The following is a 25388-nucleotide window of genomic DNA, read 5'->3' on the forward strand; positions in this document are numbered from 1 at the left end:
CCCCTTTCGGCCATGCTTACGAAATACATTTTGTTCCCGACAAATCTAGTACCTAACAAGTCTCTGCTCAATTACACGGTATTACACCTTGCTATACGGATGCTGTAATAAGGTGTAATTGAATGAAACAGCTCCTCCTGTACATTTTGATTCACCTTTAAAAGTATGAATGGAATCAAAATGAGTGACGGTCTTGATATAGCGGCTTCGGGCGATGATGGTGATGTGGGCGGCGGGGCAATGTGCGGTGGTGTTGAAGTGAACATTAACAGAGAGGATTTAGGTAGACACGGCTTATTTAAATGCGGCTTAGCACCAGCGCTTCGCTCTCTCGCAATAACGGTGACAGGGCAAAGCATTGACCAATACCCAATCAAAGGGTCGCTGCATTCTTCAAATAAGGAACTGTCATGAACGATATCAATACACAATTCGAGCTATCAGACACACCTCACGAACAGTTATTAGAAGCACAGCGCCTCATGGCAATATACAAAAACAATGCTGCGCGTTATTACTATGAATTGTCCCAACTTGGTGTTGATAAAAGACAGATTTTGGTTTCACATCGCTCTCGCCCCTCCCAAAGCCCAGGGCTTAGCCAGTATCAAGCTCAAACACTTATTTTTAATACACGTTTTATTGCTTACCCGTCCGTGATTGTTATGTGTCAAAGTGAGTCAGACGTCGTCACCGCTTATCAGTTGGCCGTTAAATTTAACTTACCGGTAAAAGTACGATCTGGCGGGCACGATCACGAAGGTGAATGCACTGGAAATGATGTTGTGCTGCTCGATCTCAGTGGATTAAAAACACTGGACGTAAAGCAAGACTCTCAAGGTTACGTAGCCGATATTGGTGCTGGCTATCGCTTCTACCAACTTATCCCTATTTTGGCCGACACCGAAAATGATTCGCGCCCGGCATTGACCATACCTCATGGAACCTGTGCAACGGTTGGACTAGCGGGTTACATTCAAGGTGGGGGATGGGGTCCTTGGACTCGCTTACATGGCATGTGTTGTGAATCTTTAATTGCAGCAAGAGTCTTATTAGAGAATGGTGAGGTCATCGTGGTTAACGATGAGCACAATTCAGATCTCCTATGGGCACTTCGTGGTGGTGGTGCGTTGAGCTACGGCATTGTATTGGAATTCACAGTTCGTGCCTTCGAGATCCCAGATGAAATTCATCGCTTTGAACTGCACTGGAACACAAAAGAAGCTAATACTGGGCATAACTCCACTTTCCGTGTTTTAGAGTTATGGGAAACGGCAATTAATGATGAGAACACGATAGAATTGGTTGGAACGAACCTTAAAATCAATGCTATTTCCTCTACATCGAATACTGAAAAGAAATGTTTTAAAGAACTTCAGCACCCGTGCATCATGTATGGTTACTGGGACGGGAGCGAAGAGGCACTTAGAGGTTTTGTACAACAATACTTATCTTCAGGAAAGCTTAAAATCACGGGTACTGACAGCAAGCATTACTATGATTCTGCATTAATGGGACATTGGGCAAGAAACTCATTGTATGATGTAAGGCGTCTATCTTCAGCTGCAGGTAAAAGTAAGCCGTTTGCTCCTGATTTTGACTCCCCTGCTCCACACAAAATCACCTCGAAGGTCGTATCAAACCAAGGGTTGAGTGACGTTGGCAAAGAGCAGTTGATCCGATCTTTAACTTCAACACTCATTTGTGAAGAGAATGAATCATTGGGGTTGTTCAGCTACGTGACTCTGGGCGCTATTTCTGGGCCATTCTATGCTAACGACACGAACGAAAAAGCCAGCAAGCGGGTCGCTTTTCCCTATACAACGTCTCAATACACTATCCAATATCAAACCTGGTGGAACGAAAAGGTTTATGAAGTCGAAAAAGGCAAACATAATCCTGTCTATAATTATGTAAATCGCGCTTTGGATTGGATGGAAGTATGTCGAGATACTGACGTATGTGGGACTAAAGGGGCATTTATTAGCTTTAAAGACAGCTCAATCCCAACGCGTGAATATTTCCAACAGCATTACCAATGCTTAATAAAAACGAAAGAAAAGTACAGCGATCCATATCAAAAACTCCCACTAAATTCGCCGCCAGAAACAGGTTATAACCACTTTAGGTCAAGAAAAACGATCTATTAACGTGATAAAGCTCTTCGGACTACAAAAGGCTACCCAGAATATATTTGATACTGTTGATATGGTTAATACTGTTGTTACTGTCGACAAATACGTTCAATCAATCTGGGAGGCCTATTTACTGACCTAACAATTTACACGTAAGTAAAAGCCCTCATAGAAACCTAGAAAACACGCAATCTAAGTCACGAAAATACAACCCTAACCTTATGAATCACGTTGAATCATTGAAAGTTAATAACAATCGCTATCACTACCACTCCTTAAGTACTAGACTTATGGTCCTCGAGATGGATCTCAAGAGTAGGTAAATGGTCTTAAAAGAAAATACGACGGACACAGTTGAAGCACAGTTTCACTCCAAACATTACACATTGCTTGAACAGATAGGCGAAGGTGGGTTCGGAAAAGTCTATAAAGCGGTGCAACTCAACACTCGAAAAATTGTCGCGATAAAGTTTCTTACACTAACAGAAACTGAATGCCCTCAGAAAAGACAAAAAAAAATCGCTCGCTTCAAACGAGAGTGTGATTTGGTTCGTCGTTTAAACCACCCTAACATCGTATCACTGCTGGACAAGGGTCAGCAGGGTGATTATATCTTGTACGCCGTCTACGAATTTGTCGATGGCGTAACACTGAAGGATTATTTGGCTTCCCGTGGTCAAATAACACCATCAAAGTCCGCAGAGATCATGGCTTCAGTACTGGATGCTCTCGCTCATGCTCATGAACTCGGTATCATTCATCGAGATATAAAGCCAGCTAACATAATGCTCTTCAATGTAGGGGCGAAACAACACATTAAAATCCTTGATTTTGGGATCAGTACACTTAAAAGTGATGGAAAAACATCGGATTTCCAAACATTAACATTAAATGATGAAACCTTAGGAACCCCTAAATACAGTGCCCCTGAGCAGTTAAGAGGTGAGCCATCTCTACCTCAAACTGATATTTACTCCTGGGGACTTGTATTTTTAGAGTGTCTCACCGGTGTTCCTGCAATAAAAGGTAACAGTGCTGCATCCATTTTTTATCATCAGCTCAGCGCTGCAAATATCCCGTTAGGTCTCCTCGCAGGGCATCATTCGGCGCATTTTTTTCGTCGTGTACTTCATAAAAAAGCACAAGATCGCCCTGGTAACACCGTTGAATTATATCGTGAGTTTCGTCGATTTAATTTTTCCGACATAGCACCAAAGGCTCCTCACTCGGTCTCGAAAGAGGCGCCTGAATTGGTCCAAGAATCAATGACACAAACAGGGGAATTATCATCCTCTTACTACTCAAAATTCACGGAGAGAAAGCAAATCACAGCTCTGTGCTTGATTCTTTCTGAAGATAGGACAGGTGCTAGTGAGTCGACACTCGACAAGCAAGATATAGCAGAAATGCTTTTATCAGATCATCACAGTCAATGTGTCGATATCGCCCTTCGTTTTGGGGCAACTCATGTAGCTACCGTTGGTGACACTATGCTATTTTATTTCGGCTACCCTGTGGTCAGTGACAACGATAGCCGACTCAGCGCCAGAGCAGCGCTCGATATTTGGAGCAACCTCCACGCTAAACAAACATCACTCTTAGAACAGCATAATCTCAAATTCGAACTTAGAATCGGCTTGTCTAAAGGGATGATGAGAAGCATGGACGGGGCGATACCTGAAGGGCGAGTCTCAGCCGAAGCGATGACTCTTGCTCGAAATAGTCATCCCGGTGAAATCACCTGTTCGCCTCAATTTAGGGAGATGCTTAGCCATCAGCTTGTGTTTGAGCCCATTAGCCATGATTCAATATGCGCGGCACCTTGTGGATATCGTCTTAAGGGAGAGCGTTTATCTGAAGCTTTCTCATTTCTGCGTAAAACACAATCACACAGCACTATTGTGGGTCGGCAGATAACCCTCGAACAACTTTTTCGTTTGAACCAGCCACACTGCCAACATCAACTCCTTCATATTTACGGTGAAGCTGGGATCGGTAAGTCTCGATTAATTCTCGAACTAAAAGAGCGCTTAAGCAACACCCGTTCGTTTTCTCTGCAGTGTTTACCTGAGTTTCAAACGAATGCTCTGTTCCCCTTGCTTAACTTTTTTTCTGCGCACTTCGAGCTTAATGGCCAACATGCCGAGTACAATTACAAAAGGGCACTAGATTCACTGCCGCTCTCATCACTAGAAAGAGAAAGAGGCTCAGCCATTCTCTGGGCCTGGTTACAACCTTATTCAAAATTGTCTCACCAAAGTGAAAAGGAATTCCAACAAGCAATATCGACCCTTTCTCTTAGCCAACAGAAGTCATATCTCTTTTTAACCATGTCCCACCTTCTGTCTTTGATTTGCAACGGCTTCACATCCGATCACGACTCATGCTTGTTTATTTGTGAGGATGTCCATTGGTCTGATGCTACTACGCTAGAATTTATCCACTATCTGATTGAAAAAGCAGTTCACAATACCCAAAACGTTCGCTGGCTGAACAGCTCACGTACACCTCTTCCTGAAACACTAAAATCGACCAAAGCTTACGAGGTTAAACTTTCGTCTCTAACGCAGGGAGAGTGCCACCAATTGATTGAACACTTATTCGAGCACGTAGCCGTTAGTGAGCGAGTGAAGCAATTATTCACAACCAGAAGCGATGGAAACCCACTTTTTCTTGAGGAGTTGGTGTTTCACGCACAGAAAAACAACCTGGTTACAAAGGTAAATGGTTGTATTGACTTCAACGTCACAGAGCCTGAATCACAAGTACCGGAAAACCTCAGAGGCACCCTTCAACAGAAACTCAATGATCTAACTTTCGCTAAAGATACCGCCCAACTTGCCGCCGCGATAGGACGAACATTCAGCGAAGCATTAATTCTACAAGCTTCAGACAAGAACATAGGGCAGATCCAAGCTGACCTAGATGAGCTGCAGCGTAGCAATATTGTTTTTAAACAACGCAGTGTGGAAGGCAACCTATATCAGTTCAAGCACGCTCTAATACGCGATGCCATCTACGAAAGTTCGACAACACAACACCTCACTCACCAGCAACTCGCAATCGCCATGGAAAACCAAGAGGGGGCAGACTATCCCCCAGCAGTAATTGGCGATCATTGGTCAAACACACACACACCGGTACGAGCGACGGTCTACTATTTGAAAGCGGGAGAGCAAGCTGCTAAAGCATCCATGGTAGACGATGCGATTCGACATTATGAAAAGTCGCTAAACATATCGTTGCTTGCTGATAAAAATGACGGAGCCAATCCTGACAAACTCTCAGCTCTTATCGGGCTTGGTGATAACTTGATCCGTTTAGCGAAACACGACGAAGCACGCTCTTATTACCTAGAAGCTCTTAATGAAAATACGGCGGGGGATATTTTAACCAGCGTCATTTTGTACGTTAAATACGGTAAATCTCTAGAAACTCATCATTTACACGAAAAGGCTCTAGGTAGCTATAACCGGGCAGAAGCTCTGTTAAACAGCCATACAGTTAAGGATTCACGTTGGTATAACACCTGGTTAACGGTCCAATTATCTAAATTGTATATCCATTACTGGCGTAACGAATTGCCTAACATGAGCAGCATAATTTGCAGTATTGAAACGTGTCTTGAGTACTTTACAGATCCACTTTCACAAGCACAGTTTTACGATGCAAAACTACAGTTTGAATTACGAAGAACTCGTTACAATCTAACTCAAAATCAGATCAGTTTAGCTAAAACAGCCTACAACACATCTTTAGAAACTGACGACCATCAACTGCAAACACACAGCTTGTTTAGCTTAGGGTTTACGTACTTATTTAGTCAGCAATATGCGGAAGCAGAAAACCACCTTTTAGCGGCATTAAAAAGCGCCAGTGAGAAAGCCGATACAACACTTAAAACCCGTTGCCTCGCCTACCTAACCGTACTTTTTAGACTGCAAGGTGACACTGAGAACACACGTCGTTATTGGGAGCAAGCCTTATCCTACGCAAAAAACTCTGGGATGGATGACTACGTGGCTATTGCTTATGCCAATGAATCTTGGCTTGCTTGTAGGCAAGGCGATGTTTCTCACAGCCAAGCTCTCATCCAAAAAAGCAATAATATTTGGAAAGCGCTATCAAACGAGTTCCCATTTCCACTTCAATGGTTGGCTCTACTCGTAGAACTCGAGTTATTAACTCTTCTACCGTCAGACGCAATAACAGATAGCGTCCAAGAGCGCACCATCGACATCGCTATAACATTGCTGGACATCAGCCAGCACGCACTTCCCCACCCTGTCGTTGGCCCACTCAAGGAAATAATGAATGAAAAGCACAACGACGAACACCGTCAGCAACTGATACTTGAAGCATTGAGAAATGCACAGGCGCTAGGTTATTTATAATTAAAAGGACAAAATATGAACAACCAATCCATAGAAGAACTTCAAAAAGAACTGAGCCCTTATATTGATGAGAAAGGTCAACTGACTCTGCGTTCACAAGATATTTATGTGATCAGACAAAATGGTCAAGAGGCAACACTCATAAATCATGAAGACTACACGTCAGAGTCAGTAAAACGCCTTGAATGGTGCTACAGCTCAACCGATTATCACTTCTTTTTTGGAGCACAAAAGGAAGGCCAAAAGCTGCAACAAATCAATATTATGGGGCCAGCATTGACTAAAGTTTTACCGTGGAACCTAGACAATGCACAGTGCCCACCTGATATTAATATGTCAGATTTAAAACCTGGATACCTACTCGATCTGCGTCTTTTACAGCTCAATAGGCTACGTGCTCCCCAACACAACGCCTCCCAACAGGACGTTGGTAGAGACTCTCCTATCAGTAACCTTGAGCTGAACTCTAGTGCACCTGTCAAGAGTTTTGTTAACGACCACATTCCATTATCAGCGCTAAAGCAACTCAAAGAACCTGTCTCTGAAAATATCTATATCGTTTCGTACGTCAATCCTTTATTGGTCAGAGATGATAACCAGTTTTATCCTTATCATGTTCACTACCTAAGCGTAAATGATTTAGACAAGCTAAACGCTTTAAACCTAGAAGAAGGTGCAAGTGAGAACCTCAATGAGTTGCAAAAGACACTTAATGAGTTAAAAGCCAGTATCCATCGACACCAAGACGACTTAACTCCTCACTTAGACTCTATTAAACAAAACAGTAATACACTCACTGCCCAGTCATTAGCTCGATACTATCGTGATGCAGGTGTACAAGTCGGAGCGGTAAACCCGAAAGATTTACAGGAAGAAAGCTTACTCGTGGGAACCGTTTGCACCGTTGCAAACTTGCAGAGTTTCCTTAAATAAGAAGCGAGTTATTATTAAGGAGCCAAATAGGACATTTGGCTCCGAATCTTTGTCATTGAAGGACCATTAATGCCTCAGAAAAAACACCGAAAAGGAACGCACCGCCAGTGCTCTCCCGAGACCACTTTCGAAAGAATATCCCCTTACTTCAAAGAGATGGGAATAACCCGCGTTGCAAACATCACTGGGCTGGATCATATAGGAATTCCAGTCGTTACTGTCTGCAGACCTGACTCCTATGCAATTTCTGTTGCTCAAGGAAAAGGGTTGGACTTAATGTCAGCAAAAGTATCTGGCGCAATGGAAGCAATAGAGACTTACCACGCTGAGCACATCGAACTACCACTTAAATTAGCAAATTTTCATCAGCTTTCGAAAAAGTGTCCAGTTCTAAATATCGAGGCCTTACCCAAGTTGGCGTTTAGTCAATTCTCAGAACATGAACAACGTCTGTGGGTGGAAGGAACTGAGCTGTTTAGTCAACAATCTACGTATGTCCCTTATGAGGTTGTTCATTGCAACTATACGCTTCCATTGCCTACTGGCAGTGGCGCTTTTGTCATGAGTTCAAACGGCTTGGCTTCCGGCAACAGCCTAGAGGAAGCGATAGTACACGGGCTCTGCGAAACAATTGAACGTGATGCCTTAGCATTGTGGAGAGTCAAGCAACGACACCTAAGTGACCCGTACACCAACCAACTAGACCTCAATACCGTTGATGATGAGGATTGCCTGGCGATTATCGAACGATACCGTGTGGCTGGTATTGATGTTCAAGTTTGGGATATCACATCAGATATTGAACTTGCGAGTTTCTTCTGTCGAATCATCTCTGATTCACAGGACCAAGGCCCTTCTTATCCAGCTTTCGGATCAGGCACTCACCCATGCAAGGCCATTAGCCTGTTAAGAGCGCTAACAGAAGCAGCGCAGACGCGTCTAACGATGATTTCGGGTTCGAGAGATGATATCGATGCCAACGCTTACCTAGGCCTAAATTCTAAGCAGAAGGAGCAAGCAACTAACATGAAACCTTGTTTGCTGAGAAACTTTAAAGATATCCACTCTTGGAACAATACGTGCTTTACGAAAGACATTGAACTCATTTTAAGCAAACTAAATAAGGTCGGCCTTACTCAAGCAGCCTTCGTAAACCTAGAAAAAAGTGAATTTCGCATCCCTGTTGTACGTGTCATTGTTCCCGGATTAGAAGGTATTGAAGAACTGCCAGGTTACGAGATGGGAGCGCGAGCTTTAGCTGTCAAAGGCTCGTTAGTTGCGGGAGAATTAGCATGAGCATAATTATTTTTTCCGGCCCGACTCTCTCCACGACTAACATTCAGAGCATTATAACCGCAGACTGTCGTCCCCCCGCCAAACAAGGAGACATTTATTTAGCCACATACGACCAACCGAATGTGATCGTTTTAATTGATGGTTACTTCGAAAGCGTTCCTGCTGTCTGGCACAAAGAAATACTCTATGCCTTATCTTTAGGCATCAAAGTATATGGTTGCTCGAGCATGGGAGCACTGAGAGCGGCCGAACTAGCCCATTTTGGGATGGAAGGTTCTGGTAGAGTATTCGAAGACTACATCAATGGAGTATTGGAAGACGATGACGAGGTAGCTCTTGTTCATGGGCCCCAAGAACTGGGGTACCCACACATCTCATCCCCTATGGTGAACATGCGTGCTACCCTAGAGCACGCCATCAAAGGTCGTGTAATAAACCAACAAGAGTCAGCGCAAATTATAGAAGCATTAAAACAGCTTCACTACCCTAAACGAACTTTATCTAAGCTTTATGAATATGCTCTGGATTTTTTGGGGGACGATAGGGCTCAGTCATTCCGTAAATTTACAGAAAACAATTACATCGATATTAAAAAATGTGATGCTGTTACTCTTCTAAAAAAACTTGCTGAACACCCAAAACTGCTGCTCCCACTCTCACCAACAGTGAGACATCACTTTAAGCCAACAGATGCCTGGGAACGGTTAATTTCCCAATTGAACCACCAAAGAAAACTCTCAAACCATTCAATAACGAGCGAGGAGCTTCACCGAGAACTTAAGATCGATGGTTGCTTTTGGGAGCTAAAACAACAGGCTATTTCCCGAAAAAGCGCATTGAGAACCGCCTCTTCCCATAATCCAAGCATTTCGGATGAGCATAAACAAAATGCCTTATTTGAAATGGCACTTAGACAATCAGCCTATACAGACCAAGCCATAGATTTTAAGCACTTGGCTAACTGGTTAACATCACAACAGGTCAACAGTCACGACTTTGACGCTCTGGTTTCCCATGAATCTCTGCTCGCTTGGCTAAGTGGAAACCACCAGCATTTTGACGAAGAGCTGATCGACCTGTTGAAGCTCAATCAGCGCTATTCCGACTACCAAGCTCGGATCACATTTAAACGCGACACCCCTTTACTATCGCTGTCAGCTCTCAATATCAATGAAGAACAGTTATGGAACTGGTTTTTTTCAGCCAAACATCCAAATAGCCTAACGCAAAATCCAAACGACCTTTGGCCAAGACTTGGCTTTTCGTCCTATAGCGAGCTAGAACGCGCCGCCATCCACGACTATCAATTTTATCTGCAATCAGGAAATCACTAATGAACTACGTAAATGCCCTAAACCTTATCGCGACCTTAAAGATCAAACGTGAACAAGAGAAAAAGTTCATCGAGTTATCAAATATTATTTTTCCCCCACTCGCTCGTGAAACAGGTTGGAAGCTAACATCACTTTGGACTTCCAACGAACAAACTGACGAGATAACACACATCCAAAACCAATGGCAAACAAACGAAGAGACGACAGAACAAGTTGAAAGTATCCTTACACAAGCTATGGAAAATCTGACTCAGAGTATTGATGGTTACCAACAACAACTCGAGATGCTAGACGAATTAATAATTGAGGAAACACTGCACTATGCCAACAGCTATACTATTTAAAGACAACGTCATCTAAAGTTTCATTAATAGTGAGAAAACTCATGGCTTATCTAACTAATCAACGATTTACGAACCCTATACACCTTAAAGCGTTTCACAAGTTTGGCCGGCTTTCATCATCCGTCAACACCACGATCAATTTACCGGACGTTTCTCGAATACACGCTATCATAGAATTTCAGAAACATTGGTTTATCCGTGATATCAGTCAAAACGGGATCCGAATAAATGGTCAGATGATAGAACCTAATCGACCTCAATTACTCAACGTCAATGATCAAATTTTGTTCTCAAGTGCACAAACAGACCCTTTTGTCGTAGAAAGTCTTGAACCACCAAAAGACGTTTTATTACCAACGCAGCAAGAAACTTACATAGAACCGGACCTAAAGCCTATTTATCTAGAGCACTATCATTTCTTGCCCAACGACACATCTCCTGAGTTAGTCGTCTTTTATGATCCGGCTAAACAGGAGTGGCAATGTGAGCACTTTGAGAACAACTTGTGCAGCAGCTTAAATGATGGTGAACAGATTAAGTTTTCGGAAAAGACTTGGCAATTATTCAAAAGTGTTGAGGCTGAAGACACAGAAACAATGTGTCTTGCAAAGCAACCATCCAGTAATCTTTGCTATATCTTCAATATCAGTCTCGATGAAGAACTGACTGAACTCACTATCAGAGATGAACAACGGTCAATCGACTGTCAGGCGCGAAGTCACCATTATTTGACAGCCTTGCTAGCACGATATAAAGCAGAAGATCTAAAAAACAATGTCGCAGAGCCCATGCAAGGTTGGCGAACCATAGAGCAACTAACGAAAGATCTGGGACTTGCAGAAACTCATATTAATATTCAGATATATAGAGCGCGTAAACAACTTTCGGAATTATTAGAACCAGAAGGTGTTTTAGTACCCAACCTTATCGAAAGAAAGCGAGGGAGAATTAGGTTAGCGATAAAAGATTATCAAATTATTAAAGGCAGTAAATTAGAAGTAGATTCGAGACACCTTGCAGCATAACCAGCAGAGCGAATAAGTAAACTGACAAACCTCCGGCAGACCCGGTAAGTAAACCAACAAAAAGCCTGTTGGTTTACTCACTTCATTTCAAATTGTAATGGTCAACACACAGCCTTTCAGCCCTGTAAGTGCATTAAACTAAATCTCATAAAGCCTAGGGCGCATTGAGCTTGCTCGGTTAAAGCTTGTTCAATATAAAAGCGTTTTAATTGCGTCGAGGGAGAAGTAGCCTAGTCGTTCTAAGACAATCTCCCTTAGCAAAGAGCAAAAAGATCCCTTTCCCCTCATTCATATTTCGGCTCTTACGCCATGTAATAGTGTGTAATAGAACAAAGTTTCTTACTTAAGTATGTTAATAATTTGCGAGAACAGTATCGCCTCACTAGCTTAAAAACTCTTCAGCTGTAATGAAGCGATTCGTGAAAGTGAACTGCATCTCGTGAACCTTAAGAATTCACAGTACTGGATAACAAATTTTGCTCATGCATCATCCAGAAAAAGTTATGGAAAACACTATGAGAATTTTCGTCAGTTACATTTTCATTTGCCTGGCTCTAGTTGGGTGTTCAGACCCCGAACAGACGCAAAATGGAGCTTCAGGCTCAGAACAAACGCCAAATGAAGCTTCAGACTCAGAACAGACACAAAATGGCTCTTCATCAAGTGGAGAGCAGACAGAAGGCTCCCCACCACCAGAGGTCGTTTATTCTGTTCCAAAAACTGAACAAGGTTTCGAGCCACCTAAACAAGTTGTTAGCTCTCCCTTATTTAAGCTTGTAAGTATCGCAAGCTCCGAAAAGCCTACCGCTGAACTTAGCTCCGTAAATTACCAAGTTAGAGTTAAATAACTCCAATAGGATCTATCATGAAAAATATTAATATCCTACTAGCCACTTTATTTATTTCTTGCTCCACATATGCAGCGGAGTTCAATCATAATGGTGTTCTTTACGATGCAAACAGTGAAACAACCATTGATGCTACGTTGCCAGTTATGTTCTCTATCTATAAAAGTGATGATCAACTACTCTGGCAAAATGAAAAACTTGTCGAATTTACCGATGGTATTTATAGCGTCACCCTCGGTGAAAACTTGCCAATTGATATGTCTATTTTCGCAAACCCAGATTTGTACTTGGGGATCAATATCGACAACGATGGAGAAATGTCGCCAAAGTTAAAACTGTATACCACTCCACGGTCATACTATGCAGAAATGTCTAGCTCCGTAGTCGGTATTGCCAACTTATCTGAGCTTAAAGTTAACGGTGACATTGTTATCGATCAAGATGGCAAATGGGTTGGTGATATCGCTGGTTTAAAAGGCGACATCGGCCCGCAAGGCTTACAAGGTGAGCCTGGTGCAAACGGTGAAGTCGGGCCTCAAGGCTTACAAGGTGAGCCTGGGGCAAACGGTGAAATCGGGCCTCAAGGTTTACAAGGTGAGACTGGTGCACAAGGCCCTAAAGGCGATATCGGGCCACAAGGCTTACAAGGTGCGACTGGCGCACAAGGCCCTAAAGGCGATACCGGACCACAAGGCTTACAAGGTGCGACTGGCGCACAAGGCCCTAAAGGCGATACCGGACCACAAGGCTTACAAGGTGCGACTGGCGCACAAGGCCCTAAAGGCGATACCGGACCACAAGGCTTACAAGGTGCGATTGGCGCACAAGGCCCTAAAGGCGATACCGGACCTCAAGGCTTACAAGGTGCGACTGGCGCACAAGGCCCTAAAGGCGATACCGGACTACAAGGCTTACAAGGTACTACTGGCACACAAGGTCCTAAAGGCGATATCGGACCTCAAGGCTTACAAGGTGCGACTGGCGCACAAGGCCCTAAAGGCGATACCGGACCTCAAGGCATACAAGGTGATACCGGTGCGCAAGGCTTACAGGGTGTGACTGGCGCACAAGGTCCTAAAGGCGATACCGGACCACAAGGCTTACAGGGTGCGACTGGCGCACAAGGCCCTAAAGGCGATACCGGACCACAAGGCATACAAGGTGAGACTGGTGCGCAAGGGCCTAAAGGTGATGATGCCGCGGCTTTAGTAAACTACTTTACTCAATCCGAACTCGATAATGTCAATAAGGATACGACGCCAGATGGTACGTTGGTTTTCAATGCAGGCATCTCTGCACTTCAGTTATTAATAAGTACGAACGAGCAATCGATTGGTACCTCAAACAACGGTAACATGAGCGCTAGTAACTCTATCCGTTTCGCTCAAACGTTCACCTTAGATAGGAACGCTACGCTCTCAGCAATAAAGCTCATGGCGGGAGCTGAAAGTACAATAAACATTTCAATCGTACCGAAGGAAGATTTAGCAGCGATTGAATCGTTAGCTTCAAACGTAACTATCAATGGCGGCTGGAATGAAATCAGCTTGCCAACAAAAGATCTAACTTCTGGGACCGAATACCTGCTACTGTTTGAAAACTGTAGTTGCACATACGACAGCAACGACAATTATAATACGGGGCAAATCATTGATAACCCAACAGATGGATCTATCAACGATCCTGGAAGCAACAATTACGATTATACATTTACTCTAGTTTTTCAAGAAACAGCCAAAGTTTGGAGAACGATCAATTAGGCTTTATTTAAAAACCCAGTATCTGTGTTCCTGAGTTCTGACTCAACTCAATAGAGTCATAACTTAGGAGCACGACGTATACCATAGCTAAAAACATGACACCCCGTGAGAGACAAGCCAAAACTCAATCCGTACATTATGACTTAGAAAGCCCTAATTGACCTAGCGTGCGGTGAATAATTGAAAATACAAGACATTTTGGGAACGCTTTCCGATTAATCTTTGTTTTCGCTCAGAGCCTACATTATCGATTCAAAACGCCCCTAATGGAAGAGGTGGGGTGTTTCTACATTAACACCCAATCACTCTTATACAGGGCTTTAATGGACATTGTTGTTACTCCTGCTTTTAATGACTGTAGCTATAGTGTTGTGCAACCATACTAGAAAAGAGGTGCGTCCACCTCTTCAAAGCCCACTTTCGTACGAATAAACAAAGAATGCTTAGCCGAAAAGTAATCTGCACAGCAATTCTCTCTGGAAATGCTGATACAGCCTTATACTATTCTAAATAGTGAGTATCAGAGAAAGGCTCACTCGATTCAGGCTGAATTGCGTCTATCGGACCTAAGTTCGAACTGTAGAGCGGTAGTAATGACGTTCAAGATTGAGCACCTTAGCTGTATCTTTCACCAACCCGGGCCGATGATAGGCCGCTCCATCTAAGATTAGGTGTACCTTTTGCTCTAGTGGATAGTGCTCTGTCTTTAGTTTCCAGACAAAAAGCTCGCTGCTTCTCTGAGCAAAACTTATGAGGTCCCTTAGGCTTGTTGTATAATAATCCATTGTGGTGTAGCCACTTATTTCATATCCATTACGCTGTAGCGAATAGCAAATTCGGCTTTTATCTATATGAGCAATAACTGGGTGACTATCAAAGTAAGTCTGTTCAACCAAATGCTCAATAACCGGAATGGTTTAAACAGCAGACATTCTGCTCTGGCGACCACCGTTTTCAGGCTTTAACTTCTCAAACTGGAGATAATCGTTGATATGACGTACAACCGTAGTGTCATGAGTACGAAACGCTTAGGAAATAATTACTTTGATATAAAATACGCTCTAAATAGTAAAACGCCGCAATGAAAGCGGCGTTTTGGTCTTGAAAAGATTGTAGCCAACACGATTTAACTGAAAATTTAAATAAATGCCTTATCTTTGTTAGCCGTTGAATTTACAATCTTTTGTGGATTACCCGCATACACGACATCTTTAAAGGCGCACAATTGATAGGTATCGAGCAGGCAAACACCCGCTCTGTAAGTTTTACCACTGTTAAGTGAAGCGCCTCCTTCCGGTTTTACAAACGTCGATATCTTATAGAGACCGTCGGTAGTTTCATTAGCCAAGGTGAGCTTTTGATAAGCGACAACATTTTTACCATTAGGGGCAACCTGCCCGTTACCCCAACCAAATGTTGCTTGCTCGCATGATTGCCCTTTGGCATCGATACTCGGGTCGATGATCACCACCCATGAATCAGATAAAACATCTTGTTTATTCGGCGGTATTTTCAACGTCACCGCAGCTTGAATGTGGTCAGGCTCTTGAACTTCATCAAGCGCAAACTCTGTCACAACCGTTGATAGTGCATTACAATCAGTCGTGTCCTTGTTGCTCAAAGTAAAAGTTGTACTCGCTGCAATTGCATAAGCACCGACAAATACTGCGTTAGCCGTTTCATTTAGATCGGGGCCGACCTCTAAAGTCAATGTGTAGGCTTTGTCATTAGGAATCTGATCCACTAAGCTCTTAATATCCAAAGAATAGCAAATCTGATCGAGAGGACATTTGATTGGTGCATCCCGCAGTAGGATCGGAGCTGATGCCCCTTCAACCTGTAAACTCACCTGAAACGCAGCGTTAATATGGCCCCGCAGCGAGCCTGTAGAATCTTTAATAGAGGGCGCCCAATAATTAAACGTTAACACCTTTTTGTCATCATGGTCAGCGTGATATCGCACATTGCTCAAACGGCTGCTGGCAAAATTTGGGGAGCCGCTATGCACTTGTTTCCCTCCTTTCCACGTTTCAAGTACTGGGATATTACGCATCCCTTGAGCCGGGTTAGCCAGATTGTCTGCGTTTTGGTAGGTCAGTGGTGACTCAGCTAAAATCACAAAGTCAGCGCATTTACCCACCTCTATTGAGCCGACCCACTTATCCGCATGGCACTGCCAAGCGGCATCGTAAGTCATTGCCTTTAATGCTTGAAAGGGGGTAAGACACTCCGCTGGGTTTAACACTTTCTGGGGGCTCCCTTGTGCGACGTCCTCCATTAAACGAGTGATGGATTGCTCCATCATGCGCAGTGGCCCTAGGGGGGTCACGCTGTAATCACTGTGTAGGGTAATACGCATACCGTAATCGGTTAATGTGGTACGGCATAGGTCAAGTTGATTGGCTCGTTGCTCACCAATAATGGTGTTTTGAAAACCCCATCCCCAATACCCAACATGACCAATGGTAAAGCTTGGGGAGATCCCGAGCTCTTGCATATCGTTCATATTTTCTCGGGTCAACAGTGAGCAATGTTCAATACGGTCTCGACGTTGATCGATGATGCTCTTATTCATCCCTGCAGCTCTGTAGGCATTTATGGTTCGTGCAATCGCGTGATCGCCATTGGCATGGATCATCAATGGCCAGCGCGACATATTGGCTTTTTGAACAATGGCATTGAATTCGATGGGATAACCGTAATTGAACAGCCCGGTGTTGGTTTGCTTAGCAATGTCATTGGCTGTAACCGGCACTTTTCCCTCATGAAATGTACCAAATTCATTATAGTTTTCATCACAGTTATAGGGAGTATATTGATAAGCAGTTAGCCCCTGCGCTGAGCCATCCGAGATTAGCTTTAAATAAGCTAGGTTAAAATTTTCATCTCCGTGATTAGGCTGATAAGTGCCAATAATAGAGTTATTGAGCTGTGTAAGACTGTCCACTCCATATGCGCCTGCGACTCGCACTATTGGCTCCTTTCCCTCGAAGCCTTCGAGTTTACCGGTGGCATAGGACTTGAGTTTTGTCATTTGAAAATCATCAAGCAATGCATCTAACATATAGGTAACGCCTCGCTCAGAGGCAGTAGTAAACACCTTATTGACCTGCTCTGTTATTTGCTCATCACTTGGGCGCCCAAACCATGTGCACAAAAACTCCAATACCGGCAGTATCTGTGCCATCTCTTGCAAAACACCATTTTCACCCGTGCTAATATGGGGGTGAATCGTAGGCTCCTCGTCTGAGCTCAATTTATAATCTTTATTCTTTTTCGACTCACCATTAAACCGGTTAATTTGCTCAATAACTACGCTATTTATATACGCTAAATGGCCCGAAGTATTGAGCACCATAATTGGGCAGCTCTTGCTCGCCTTATCTAACACATGTTTATTAAACGACTTGTCCTCTCCCTGTAACAGCGATGGATCGATATTGTGCCCAAGCAACCAAGATTGGCTCTGTGGCTTACTATCCGGTTTACCCTTGGCGTACTGGAAAGAACTATAATCAGGTAACGAAGCACTTATTTGTGTCGTGGCCTCACTTAGCTGCCTAACAACCCAAGCTAGGGTATAGCTTTTGCCCCTTAAGCTTTGCCCGACAAACGGACTCAGATCTACACCGGTATTGAAGGTGGCGCTGGGAATGATGTGTACATGAGGTTCAATGAAGGCAGGCTGTAAAAATTGTGAGCCTTGGATGAGCGTTGCTGTGGGGGCTGATTTTGGCCACTTCTGCTTGACCTCATCTAACGAACCCATCGCGATTATCTTGCCATCTTTTATTCCAATTGCCTCAACGGTGTTATTTTTCCCACCCGCTAAGGTTTGGATGGTGCCGCCATTGGTTGCATGGAAAATTCGATCCCGTGGCACTTCACCTTGGGTTAATGACTGGTTATTCGCTTTAGTAGACGATAAACGTGAAGACTGTATATTAACACCGTTAGGTATAAGAGTTTTCCAAAGAGGGTTGCCACAGGCACAACTGAAATGCCCTTTGCATTTATGTGTCATCGTAATTTCCTTTTCAGTGAATAAAAGCTTCACCGGATATCTTTTTGCTACATAAGATAGTTCTAGTGTCATAGCAAAAAATAATCGCGGTGATATAAATGTCTGTTCACTTTAGGTGTCAATGACACAAAATATTATTACGCTGTTATTACACTGTGGGGATATGGAGACTCGCGCCCTATTTTGTCAATGAGGTTGTTGCCTTACACACCAAAAGTCACTGTGTGGCCAGCGCTGCTCCTGCATATAAGCGCTTTGTAACTGTTGTAAGTAATTAGCGTACATCTTGTCTAATAGATAACAGTAACAAAGAAAAGTATCTGACCTTCCCTGAAAATGGTCAATAATGGCACGGCTAGCATAATAGGCCGTACCCATGGCTGAGGTGATGCCATAGGAAGATAACGGATCGTAACTATAAGCGGCGTCGCCAACCGCTAGCCAACCGTCGCCACAAAGCTCGGTTAGCCAGGACGAGCCCGCTTTATGAACAGAGATAGCGCTGTGCTCCTGCCCTTCAAAATTATCCTCATGTTCAAGTCTGGCTAGGGTTTGATGGGTTTGACTCAGTAAAGAAAGAAAGCCCACTGGCTTATTACAACGCAGTCGTGAAATGAGATGGGAGTCAGTCATTAGGGTGACAATTAACTTATTATTGGGCAGAGTTGCGCTGTACCACCAACCGTACTCGGTTGCTTCAACCAGAGTCGCAGAGTTTGGCTCATGCTGATCATGAAACACCATACTGATGCCAACTAGTTTATCCATTGATTCACGCTGAACCCCCAACGCCTTTGCTACCACCGCTCGTCGGCCACTGGCATCCACTATATAGTCGACAATAATCTCCCGCTGTCGAAAATTTGATTCTAGTGTTACTGTCCAGCGGTTATTTTCACGAACGCAGCTTTTAAACTTGGTACCCGGGTGATAATTAGCACCATTCATTATCGCCGCTTGCATAAGATCGTGCTCGAACAACGGTCTATCAATATGGGTGCCAGCCCCGTGAACACCCAATATAAAGTCATCTTCAGTTACTGATGAGGCGCCCCAGGCCGATTGATTTGCATAGCTTATTTTATGTTTATCCAACAAATGCACCAATGATAACTTTGCCAATAAAGGCTTAATGTTAGGCGGTAAACACTCGCCAATTTTAGTCCGAAAACTCTGGTGAGTTTCAATTAAGGTTACCTTAAAATCTGCTTGCGCCAATTCACCGGCAACAACAGCTCCGGCAGGACCACCGCCAACAACCAAAACCGATTTACTGTCCATCTGCTATGACTCCTATCAACGTGCTACTAGCCAATAATTAAAAAGACCATGTGAAGGTTACCCTTGCGCACCAACGCGAAGGTAACCTTTGAATTAAGCTTCACCGTTTAACGCTCTAGGCGCCCATAGATCTTACGGGGTTGAATCTGATTATCAGACGACTCAATATCCTGTTCAAACTCGGCTCGCTGATGCTTTTCACGAGCTATCGCCTGCTCAGGGGTGATTTCCCCTTCAGCCACTTGCAGCTGTATGTAGGTTGGATCCCAGCGAGTAAATGTTTCAGCGCGCTGCTGCTCTACCCAGGCCACCTTAGGTAGCTCTCCTAAGTGGGTGCCTGCTGAAAATGTCTTAGCAGAAACAATCCCTAAATCTGACCACTCATTCGCCATATCGTTAAGCCGACTCAAGGTATCTGAGTTATCTAAATCTCGCAGCCAGTATTGGCGATAATTAAACTTTTTACTTTTTTGAAAGGTCCCGGAGCCATCACTATTAATGCCTTCATAGGATTGCTCGCTAAGCACATTTTGCGGTGCACGCGGTGCCCATAGCGCAGGCGTTGGCAGATAATTTGACTCATCTAAGCCCCCTAAACAACTTGCAGCGTCAGCTTGCCAAGGCACTCCCATCCAGCGAGTTAATGTTCCAGGGCCACTAAAATCAACAGGGCCGTTTTTCTTCATCGCTTCCTCAGGGGATAACACTGGGCCATAGTCATCGCTGACGTACTTCGGGTCATTTTCATGTTCAAGAGCCACGACATTTAAACGATACGGTGATAACTCTCCTGCTACTGGTGATTTCCACATCTGATCGACTCTAAGCGGCCAAGATATTTCAATGCCCGGCCTAAAGGGCCCACCTAAACACTCCTGCAGCGCCGCTTTAGTGAGTAGATAGGGCTGAATCGCAAGAGGTTGGTTAGCTATCGGATCAAGCTCAGCTGCCGCTGGTAATGGAAAACCTGTAGCTAATATGTTTCGACTTGGTGGCTTAAAATCACCATTAGCCCACTGAACTAGGGAGTTATATTGAGTTTGCGTAACCCATAAATTTTCATTCGGCTGGCCACTGAAGTCGCGCAGTGCATCGCCGTAATTTGAGGGGATTTGCGTCGGCTCAAACTGCTCTGAGTTTGGGTTTCTAAACCAGCTCAATAACGATTTTTTAAACTCAATGTCAGTATCTGACACTAGCTTTTCGTACACCGTAGGGTCGGTAAAATTAGACGGAGACCCCTTACCAAACAACATATACAACCCTTCACTCACCCACTGGGAATCAGTTAATGACTTGAAAATGGGCCATATGTCATCCTCAAATGAGGGCTTTTCATCATTGGTGGTTTGGCCTTGTTTTTTCGCGTATACGTCTTTGGCAATATCGTACATGGTGATCGTGCCGTACAGGCCTTGTCCATAATTAGGTGGCACCACAGCAACAAAGGCAGGCTCAGCTTCGATAGGTTTTTCATCATCAATAGTTATAATCGCCCGGACCGGTCCATCTGATGTATCATCATACCAACCATCGTTATTCGCAAAATGGTGAATTGGATTATTAGGTCTAATGCTGTTAGCTTCACCTGAGCCTCCTAGCACAATTAATCGGCCCTTTTCATCTGTGCGCAGCTCTCCAAGGCAAACCTTACGATCCATAAATGCCCCTTCATCCATTGAGCCGCTACGTTGATTAGCACCACTGATTGATACGCTTCCTGCATCAATCACCAGCTTGTCTCGGCTGGGTGACAAACCATAAGGTACTCCACCATAGCCTTGGTTTTTATGTACCACCGATAACGCAAGCTTTTTGGTATTTCCATTCTTTTCAGAAATTTCATTCAAATCCATTGGGTTGGTAAACTCATACCAAGCGCCTTTACGGTTTGCTAAATGCACCTTCCATTCAACCTTAATACATTTATTCTCTGCATTAATACCGTGATTAATCTCAGACACAACTTGCCCATCAGCGTTTAAACCATATATTCTAAATCGTGCAGCCTGTTTTTTTACTGCGCCATGGGCATCTTTATACTGAATATCACACGTTGAGCTACTTAGATCATTTGGTACCCTAGGATCAGCGACCTGTCCCGGAAGTTCCGGCGCATAATACCACTGACTAGAATTGCCCACCCTCGATATACCGATGGCTGGATATATAACGTATTTAACTATCTCATTGCTATTGTTACTCATGACTTCTTCCTTTTCTGGTCTTCAATAATAACTTGCGATGCCTTTTCGCTTATCATATAGATGGGGGTTACAATAAAAGTCCCTGGGATCTTGGGAAAAACTGAAGCATCTACTACACGTAGATTCTGGGTACCTCGAACCCGAAAACGACTATCAAGAACCGCCAACTTATCGCCGTCAGCCCCAATAGGACAAGAGCAAGAGGCATGATGTCCCCAGGATTGGTCTTTTATATATTGTTTAATTTGTTCATCGGTTTGCACCGCATGTCCCGGTAATACCTCTTTGACTTTAAAAGGAGAGTCTTGCATCAAAGTACGAGCAAACTTAAAACCCTGCACTATGTCGTTTAAGTCTTCGCCACCATCATCACTGCCTTCATTGAAGTAATGAAAGTTAATATAGGGTGCCAACCTAGGGTTATTAGATTTGAGCTTCACCACGCCTTTGCGATTATTGGTATGAGCCTTTAATACCGTCCAGGTAAATTGATTTTTTATCGGATTAAATGTCCAAAACCAGTTTGGAAAGAAACCTTGGAAGCGTACACTTTTTGCGAAAATGATGAGGTCAGGATCAACCTTATCTGGGAACGACTTTTTTAAATACATCAAGGGGGAACCCATACTGCTATAAGGTCCCGTTCTATCGGCAAGCCAAGATTTTAAAAACGCATCGTGTTCGGGATCATCACTGTAGTTTGCAAGCTCATTGACCTTAAACGGCTGCTCCATCTCAGTAATCAGAGGAATTTCATATCGGTCTTGTAAGTTTGTGCCAACACCGGGTAAGTTAACCCGCACAGGTATGCCAAATTGCGTTAATTGCTCGGGATCGCCAATACCCGAAAGCATCAATAGTTGTGGCGTATTAAATGCACCACAACACAAGATAACCTCCTCATTCGCATAGGCCTTATTAACCACGGGCTGTGTTAGCTGACACTCTTCGTCATACCTAGGGGTGGTCGAATAGAGATACTGACCCTGCAAATATTCAATACCAATGGCCTTGTTAAGCTCAATGTCATCAAACAACACGCGGCTCGCCAAAGCGTGACTTTGTATAAATAACCGCTTTGGGAACTGCTGTTGCACTTGCAGTATGTACTCTCTGGTGCCATTTCTGGCCATGTTGTGGGTAGCTTGGGGAATGGTAAAATATCCGGTACTGTGGTCTTCGGTAACACTGACGGAGTTTGGATCAAGATGCTCGTTAATTTTTCCTAACTGCTCAGCATCAAATCCACGTTTTTTACAGCTGGCTAAGGTTTGCTGAAGCTGCCAATCCTTAGGTGCCGATGACGTATCAGCCTTCTCTGTGCTCAACCACCCCGAAGTACCATGACCTGTGTTTTTCGCGATGTTCGGCTCTAAATATTGGCACTTCTCAAGCTTAATAAAGTACTCACGCATCTTTGTTGGCGACCACGAATCATCACCTGTTAACTGCTGAATGTACTCCCAGTCCGAATTGGCAGGATAAGTAGTAATCATTGCATTGTGCGCGGTACAGCCACCCAGAGTACTTGAACGTGGGTACAATACCCCATCTTTTGCTGGCACAAATTTAGGGTCCCTTTTTTGCTGCTTCTCATCTGCATAATGACGTACAAAGTAATCCCATCGATAGTCCTCATTCTCAGCAGCAAGCCCCGAAAACGAAGGTACTGAATAACTCACACTTGCTTCCTTTCCCCCGGCTTCCAATAGCAGAACTGTGTACCCGGCAAGGGCTAAGTTTGCAGCAAGTGGACCACCTCCTGCACCTGAACCAACAATAATATAGTCATAGTTATTATCCGTTTCATTGTGTTCCATCTTTATACATATCCTTTGCGTTTAATGCTTCAGCACGGTTGCAATGAATATATACGTTACATACTTACTCTGTTATTACATCGATATTACGCTATCACGGCACTGTTACTTACGAGCGATGAGACCCAACCTATCTGCTTTCTGCTGAAAGGTTTTGATGTCTTTCAATATTAAGAGGAGGCCAAAGTAACGCAATACGTTTGGAGAAATGACCACAAACCCTTGATGAGTCGTGGCAATTCAGCCTTCGTACTCTTTGAATTTGCTGATGTTCGAACGACGAAAGTCCGTAGGTATACCCACGGCTATTAACCGCTGGGGCTTTATATGCAGTGGCATAGTGAATTTGGCCACCTACTCAAAGATGATATCATCTCCTTTGAGTAGGTTTTTATCGGCTTTGTTTCCTTACTCAACCCACCCTATCTTTTGATGTCATTAGACAGCTCGATAGCTCTCGGGCATATCAAGCTGCGTAAATCGATTTAATATTGATGCCGCTAGCATCATTTCCTGTTGTTGATTGTTAAATTCTCTACTGTGTAATTTATGGACAATGAGTGTTAGAGACGCAGCTCCAACAGTCTTACCCGAGATTAAGACAAGTAATTTGAAACCTTAAAGCTGGGATTTTTCTGTTTCAGTGAGCTGATAACGACATGGCCCTGCTATAACAACTCGACAAGCGCTTGTTGGTAAGCTTCTTCGACGATGGTTTGTTCCCAAACACGCCCGTGCTCGGGTAAGACTTGCTGTCTAGAAATGATCGACACTCCGAAGCTTAATATGCCCTTGATACGATGTCGTCGAATGCAGCAGGTTTAACACAAACCGCAAATTGCATCACTTTGGTTTCGACTATAAAGCCTTGCTATTCTTATGATAAAATACCCTCACCAATAAAGAATCAATGTGAACAATGTCAGAACATTCATACCATCAACTTATTAAGTCGACTTTCGAAAACACTCTTCTTCACCTTTACTTCAAAGTAAATGTTGCCAGTCACTTTGTTAAAGAAGAGCAACGAAACAAGATCATCATTGACTTCTTAAAGCCAAAAATCAAACAAGCTCGATATGGCATTATCAAGAAAAAGCTTAAAACGGTTTGTTTGATGAAAAATAAGTTTGGCTCAATCGAAAAACACTTAGAAAGCGTTTTATCTCAATATTCAGCGATAGAAAGTCAAAACGACGTTGATAAGCTTTATGTCTTGTTAGAACGCTTTGAGAAGAGCGGATTAGAAACAAAACTTATTGAAGAGACCCCTAAACAGGAAATGGACGTTGTTTATATCGACAGAGCACATATTGATAACTGCTTCGATAATGAAAACCGTCAGATTGCACCCATTTCGCTGTTTATACATACGAATGAATTAGACAAGTTCACTAAGTGCTTAGTCACCCAACCTTATTTCATATTTGAATTATGCCAAGCAAGTAAAGAGTTAAATAACTATCACTATCAAGTTCACCCAATTCGCTAACGCAACCAGATCTAAAATGTAGGGCTCTTCCAGCCCAGGTCAAGACGTGTTGTACACGATTTATCAAACAGTATTCCCATCCTTTTCCTTTTATCATCACAATCAAGGTCAATCTTTTGGTCTTCGAGCAGTAAGCTGATCAAATATAAGCCTAAGGCTGAATGATCTTGGCCATTCGTCTTCACCGCCACAGCTTCAACAATGAATTCAATTCCTGTTGACAGTGTTTCTGTATCTTTAAAAGCCATAACTTGATCCGCCCCAGCAGTTTTGGACACTGAGTTAAGTGAGTACAATCACTAACGAGGTGAACAATGACAACTAAGAAAACTAGAATTAAACATTCCCCTGAATTTAAAGCAGAAGCCCTGAAGTTAGCAGATAAAGTGGGAGTAGCTGCGACAGCAAGACAGCTTTCTTTACATGAATCTCAAATCTACGGGTGGCGAAAGAACTCGAAGAAAGACACCAGTACTAGTCAGCGAGAGCAAGAAC

The 25388-nt window shown here is 43.5% G+C and carries 17 protein-coding genes; 12 read left to right on the forward strand and 5 right to left on the reverse strand.

Going from position 1 to position 25388, the window contains the following annotated elements; all coding sequences use genetic code 11:
* The first annotated feature begins 180 nt into the window (after window positions 1-180).
* The 10 genes from L1D55_RS22000 to L1D55_RS22045 all read left to right on the forward strand — a co-directional run bounded on the left by L1D55_RS22000 (window position 181) and on the right by L1D55_RS22045 (window position 14069).
* Entirely contained in the window at window positions 181-414 is a 234-nt protein-coding gene (locus L1D55_RS22000) for a hypothetical protein (protein ID WP_239918839.1), read from the forward strand.
* The gene (locus L1D55_RS22005; RefSeq protein WP_239918840.1) at window positions 411-2150 is read left to right on the forward strand and encodes an FAD-dependent oxidoreductase; all 1740 of its coding nucleotides are present in this window, start codon (window positions 411-413) and stop codon (window positions 2148-2150) included. The genes L1D55_RS22000 and L1D55_RS22005 overlap by 4 nt, the downstream gene beginning before the upstream one ends.
* Window positions 2151-2458: 308 nt before the next feature.
* Complete coding sequence (locus L1D55_RS22010) at window positions 2459-6529, forward strand: protein kinase (RefSeq protein ID WP_239918841.1); 4071 nt, start codon at window positions 2459-2461, stop codon at window positions 6527-6529.
* Between the two features lie 15 nt (window positions 6530-6544).
* Window positions 6545-7462, forward strand: a complete 918-nt coding sequence (locus L1D55_RS22015) for a hypothetical protein (protein ID WP_239918842.1) — start codon at window positions 6545-6547, stop codon at window positions 7460-7462.
* A 69-nt stretch (window positions 7463-7531) separates the two neighbouring features.
* Window positions 7532-8758 carry a YcaO-like family protein gene (locus L1D55_RS22020; RefSeq protein WP_239918843.1) on the forward strand — a complete coding sequence of 409 codons (1227 nt, stop codon included), beginning with the start codon at window positions 7532-7534 and terminating at the stop codon, window positions 8756-8758.
* The gene (locus tag L1D55_RS22025; RefSeq protein ID WP_239918844.1) at window positions 8755-10092 is read left to right on the forward strand and encodes a TfuA-like protein; all 1338 of its coding nucleotides are present in this window, start codon (window positions 8755-8757) and stop codon (window positions 10090-10092) included. The genes L1D55_RS22020 and L1D55_RS22025 overlap by 4 nt, the downstream gene beginning before the upstream one ends.
* Window positions 10092-10436 carry a hypothetical protein gene (locus tag L1D55_RS22030; protein ID WP_086774669.1) on the forward strand — a complete coding sequence of 115 codons (345 nt, stop codon included), beginning with the start codon at window positions 10092-10094 and terminating at the stop codon, window positions 10434-10436. Before L1D55_RS22025 ends, L1D55_RS22030 begins: the two co-directional genes overlap by 1 nt.
* A 41-nt stretch (window positions 10437-10477) precedes the next feature.
* A complete protein-coding gene (locus L1D55_RS22035; RefSeq protein ID WP_239918845.1) occupies window positions 10478-11461 on the forward strand; it encodes an FHA domain-containing protein in 984 nt (327 codons plus the stop codon).
* 503 nt (window positions 11462-11964) lie between these two features.
* Window positions 11965-12309, forward strand: coding sequence for a hypothetical protein (locus L1D55_RS22040; RefSeq protein WP_171751055.1), 345 nt, complete (start codon window positions 11965-11967; stop codon window positions 12307-12309).
* A 17-nt stretch (window positions 12310-12326) separates the two neighbouring features.
* On the forward strand, window positions 12327-14069 hold the full coding sequence (locus L1D55_RS22045) for a hypothetical protein (protein WP_239918846.1): 1743 nt from the start codon (window positions 12327-12329) through the stop codon (window positions 14067-14069).
* Window positions 14070-15207: 1138 nt separating this feature from the next.
* On the opposite strand, the gene L1D55_RS22050 is transcribed toward L1D55_RS22045, so the two are convergent.
* The 4 genes from L1D55_RS22050 to L1D55_RS22065 all read right to left on the reverse strand — a co-directional run bounded on the left by L1D55_RS22050 (window position 15208) and on the right by L1D55_RS22065 (window position 23401).
* Window positions 15208-18165, reverse strand: a complete 2958-nt coding sequence (locus L1D55_RS22050; protein ID WP_239918847.1) for an amidohydrolase family protein — start codon at window positions 18163-18165, stop codon at window positions 15208-15210.
* Between the two features lie 114 nt (window positions 18166-18279).
* Window positions 18280-19374 carry an NAD(P)/FAD-dependent oxidoreductase gene (locus tag L1D55_RS22055; protein ID WP_239918848.1) on the reverse strand — a complete coding sequence of 365 codons (1095 nt, stop codon included), beginning with the start codon at window positions 19372-19374 and terminating at the stop codon, window positions 18280-18282.
* A gap of 107 nt (window positions 19375-19481) precedes the next feature.
* On the reverse strand, window positions 19482-21581 hold the full coding sequence (locus L1D55_RS22060) for a LodA/GoxA family CTQ-dependent oxidase (protein WP_239918849.1): 2100 nt from the start codon (window positions 21579-21581) through the stop codon (window positions 19482-19484).
* Window positions 21578-23401 carry a GMC family oxidoreductase gene (locus tag L1D55_RS22065; RefSeq protein ID WP_239918850.1) on the reverse strand — a complete coding sequence of 608 codons (1824 nt, stop codon included), beginning with the start codon at window positions 23399-23401 and terminating at the stop codon, window positions 21578-21580. The genes L1D55_RS22060 and L1D55_RS22065 overlap by 4 nt, the downstream gene beginning before the upstream one ends.
* 919 nt (window positions 23402-24320) lie before the next feature.
* Here L1D55_RS22065 and L1D55_RS22070 point away from each other — a divergent pair.
* Window positions 24321-24893 (forward strand): DUF2913 family protein, encoded by a 573-nt coding sequence (locus L1D55_RS22070; protein WP_239918851.1) that lies wholly within the window; start codon window positions 24321-24323, stop codon window positions 24891-24893.
* 11 nt (window positions 24894-24904) lie between these two features.
* Here L1D55_RS22070 and L1D55_RS22075 read toward each other — a convergent pair whose 3' ends face one another.
* Window positions 24905-25141: a hypothetical protein gene (locus L1D55_RS22075; RefSeq protein WP_239918852.1), complete on the reverse strand. Its 237-nt coding sequence runs from the start codon at window positions 25139-25141 to the stop codon at window positions 24905-24907.
* Window positions 25142-25207: 66 nt separating this feature from the next.
* Between L1D55_RS22075 and L1D55_RS22080 the strand changes: the two genes are divergently transcribed.
* On the forward strand, window positions 25208-25388 hold a 181-nt coding region (locus L1D55_RS22080; protein WP_239918853.1), incomplete at its 3' end, for a transposase.

The organism is Vibrio sp. Isolate22, from assembly GCF_022398115.1.
Classification (GTDB): domain Bacteria; phylum Pseudomonadota; class Gammaproteobacteria; order Enterobacterales; family Vibrionaceae; genus Vibrio.

Bases quoted from the DNA above. Each gene is read 5' to 3' on its own strand.
- L1D55_RS22000 (WP_239918839.1), top strand. From the start codon at position 181: ATGAGTGACGGTCTTGATATAGCGGCTTCGGGCGATGATGGTGATGTG.
- L1D55_RS22005 (WP_239918840.1), top strand. From the start codon at position 411: ATGAACGATATCAATACACAATTCGAGCTATCAGACACACCTCACGAA.
- L1D55_RS22010 (WP_239918841.1), top strand. From the start codon at position 2,459: ATGGTCTTAAAAGAAAATACGACGGACACAGTTGAAGCACAGTTTCAC.
- L1D55_RS22015 (WP_239918842.1), top strand. From the start codon at position 6,545: ATGAACAACCAATCCATAGAAGAACTTCAAAAAGAACTGAGCCCTTAT.
- L1D55_RS22020 (WP_239918843.1), top strand. From the start codon at position 7,532: ATGCCTCAGAAAAAACACCGAAAAGGAACGCACCGCCAGTGCTCTCCC.
- L1D55_RS22025 (WP_239918844.1), top strand. From the start codon at position 8,755: ATGAGCATAATTATTTTTTCCGGCCCGACTCTCTCCACGACTAACATT.
- L1D55_RS22030 (WP_086774669.1), top strand. From the start codon at position 10,092: ATGAACTACGTAAATGCCCTAAACCTTATCGCGACCTTAAAGATCAAA.
- L1D55_RS22035 (WP_239918845.1), top strand. From the start codon at position 10,478: ATGGCTTATCTAACTAATCAACGATTTACGAACCCTATACACCTTAAA.
- L1D55_RS22040 (WP_171751055.1), top strand. From the start codon at position 11,965: ATGGAAAACACTATGAGAATTTTCGTCAGTTACATTTTCATTTGCCTG.
- L1D55_RS22045 (WP_239918846.1), top strand. From the start codon at position 12,327: ATGAAAAATATTAATATCCTACTAGCCACTTTATTTATTTCTTGCTCC.
- L1D55_RS22050 (WP_239918847.1), bottom strand. From the start codon at position 18,165: ATGACACTAGAACTATCTTATGTAGCAAAAAGATATCCGGTGAAGCTT.
- L1D55_RS22055 (WP_239918848.1), bottom strand. From the start codon at position 19,374: ATGGACAGTAAATCGGTTTTGGTTGTTGGCGGTGGTCCTGCCGGAGCT.
- L1D55_RS22060 (WP_239918849.1), bottom strand. From the start codon at position 21,581: ATGAGTAACAATAGCAATGAGATAGTTAAATACGTTATATATCCAGCC.
- L1D55_RS22065 (WP_239918850.1), bottom strand. From the start codon at position 23,401: ATGGAACACAATGAAACGGATAATAACTATGACTATATTATTGTTGGT.
- L1D55_RS22070 (WP_239918851.1), top strand. From the start codon at position 24,321: ATGTCAGAACATTCATACCATCAACTTATTAAGTCGACTTTCGAAAAC.
- L1D55_RS22075 (WP_239918852.1), bottom strand. From the start codon at position 25,141: ATGGCTTTTAAAGATACAGAAACACTGTCAACAGGAATTGAATTCATT.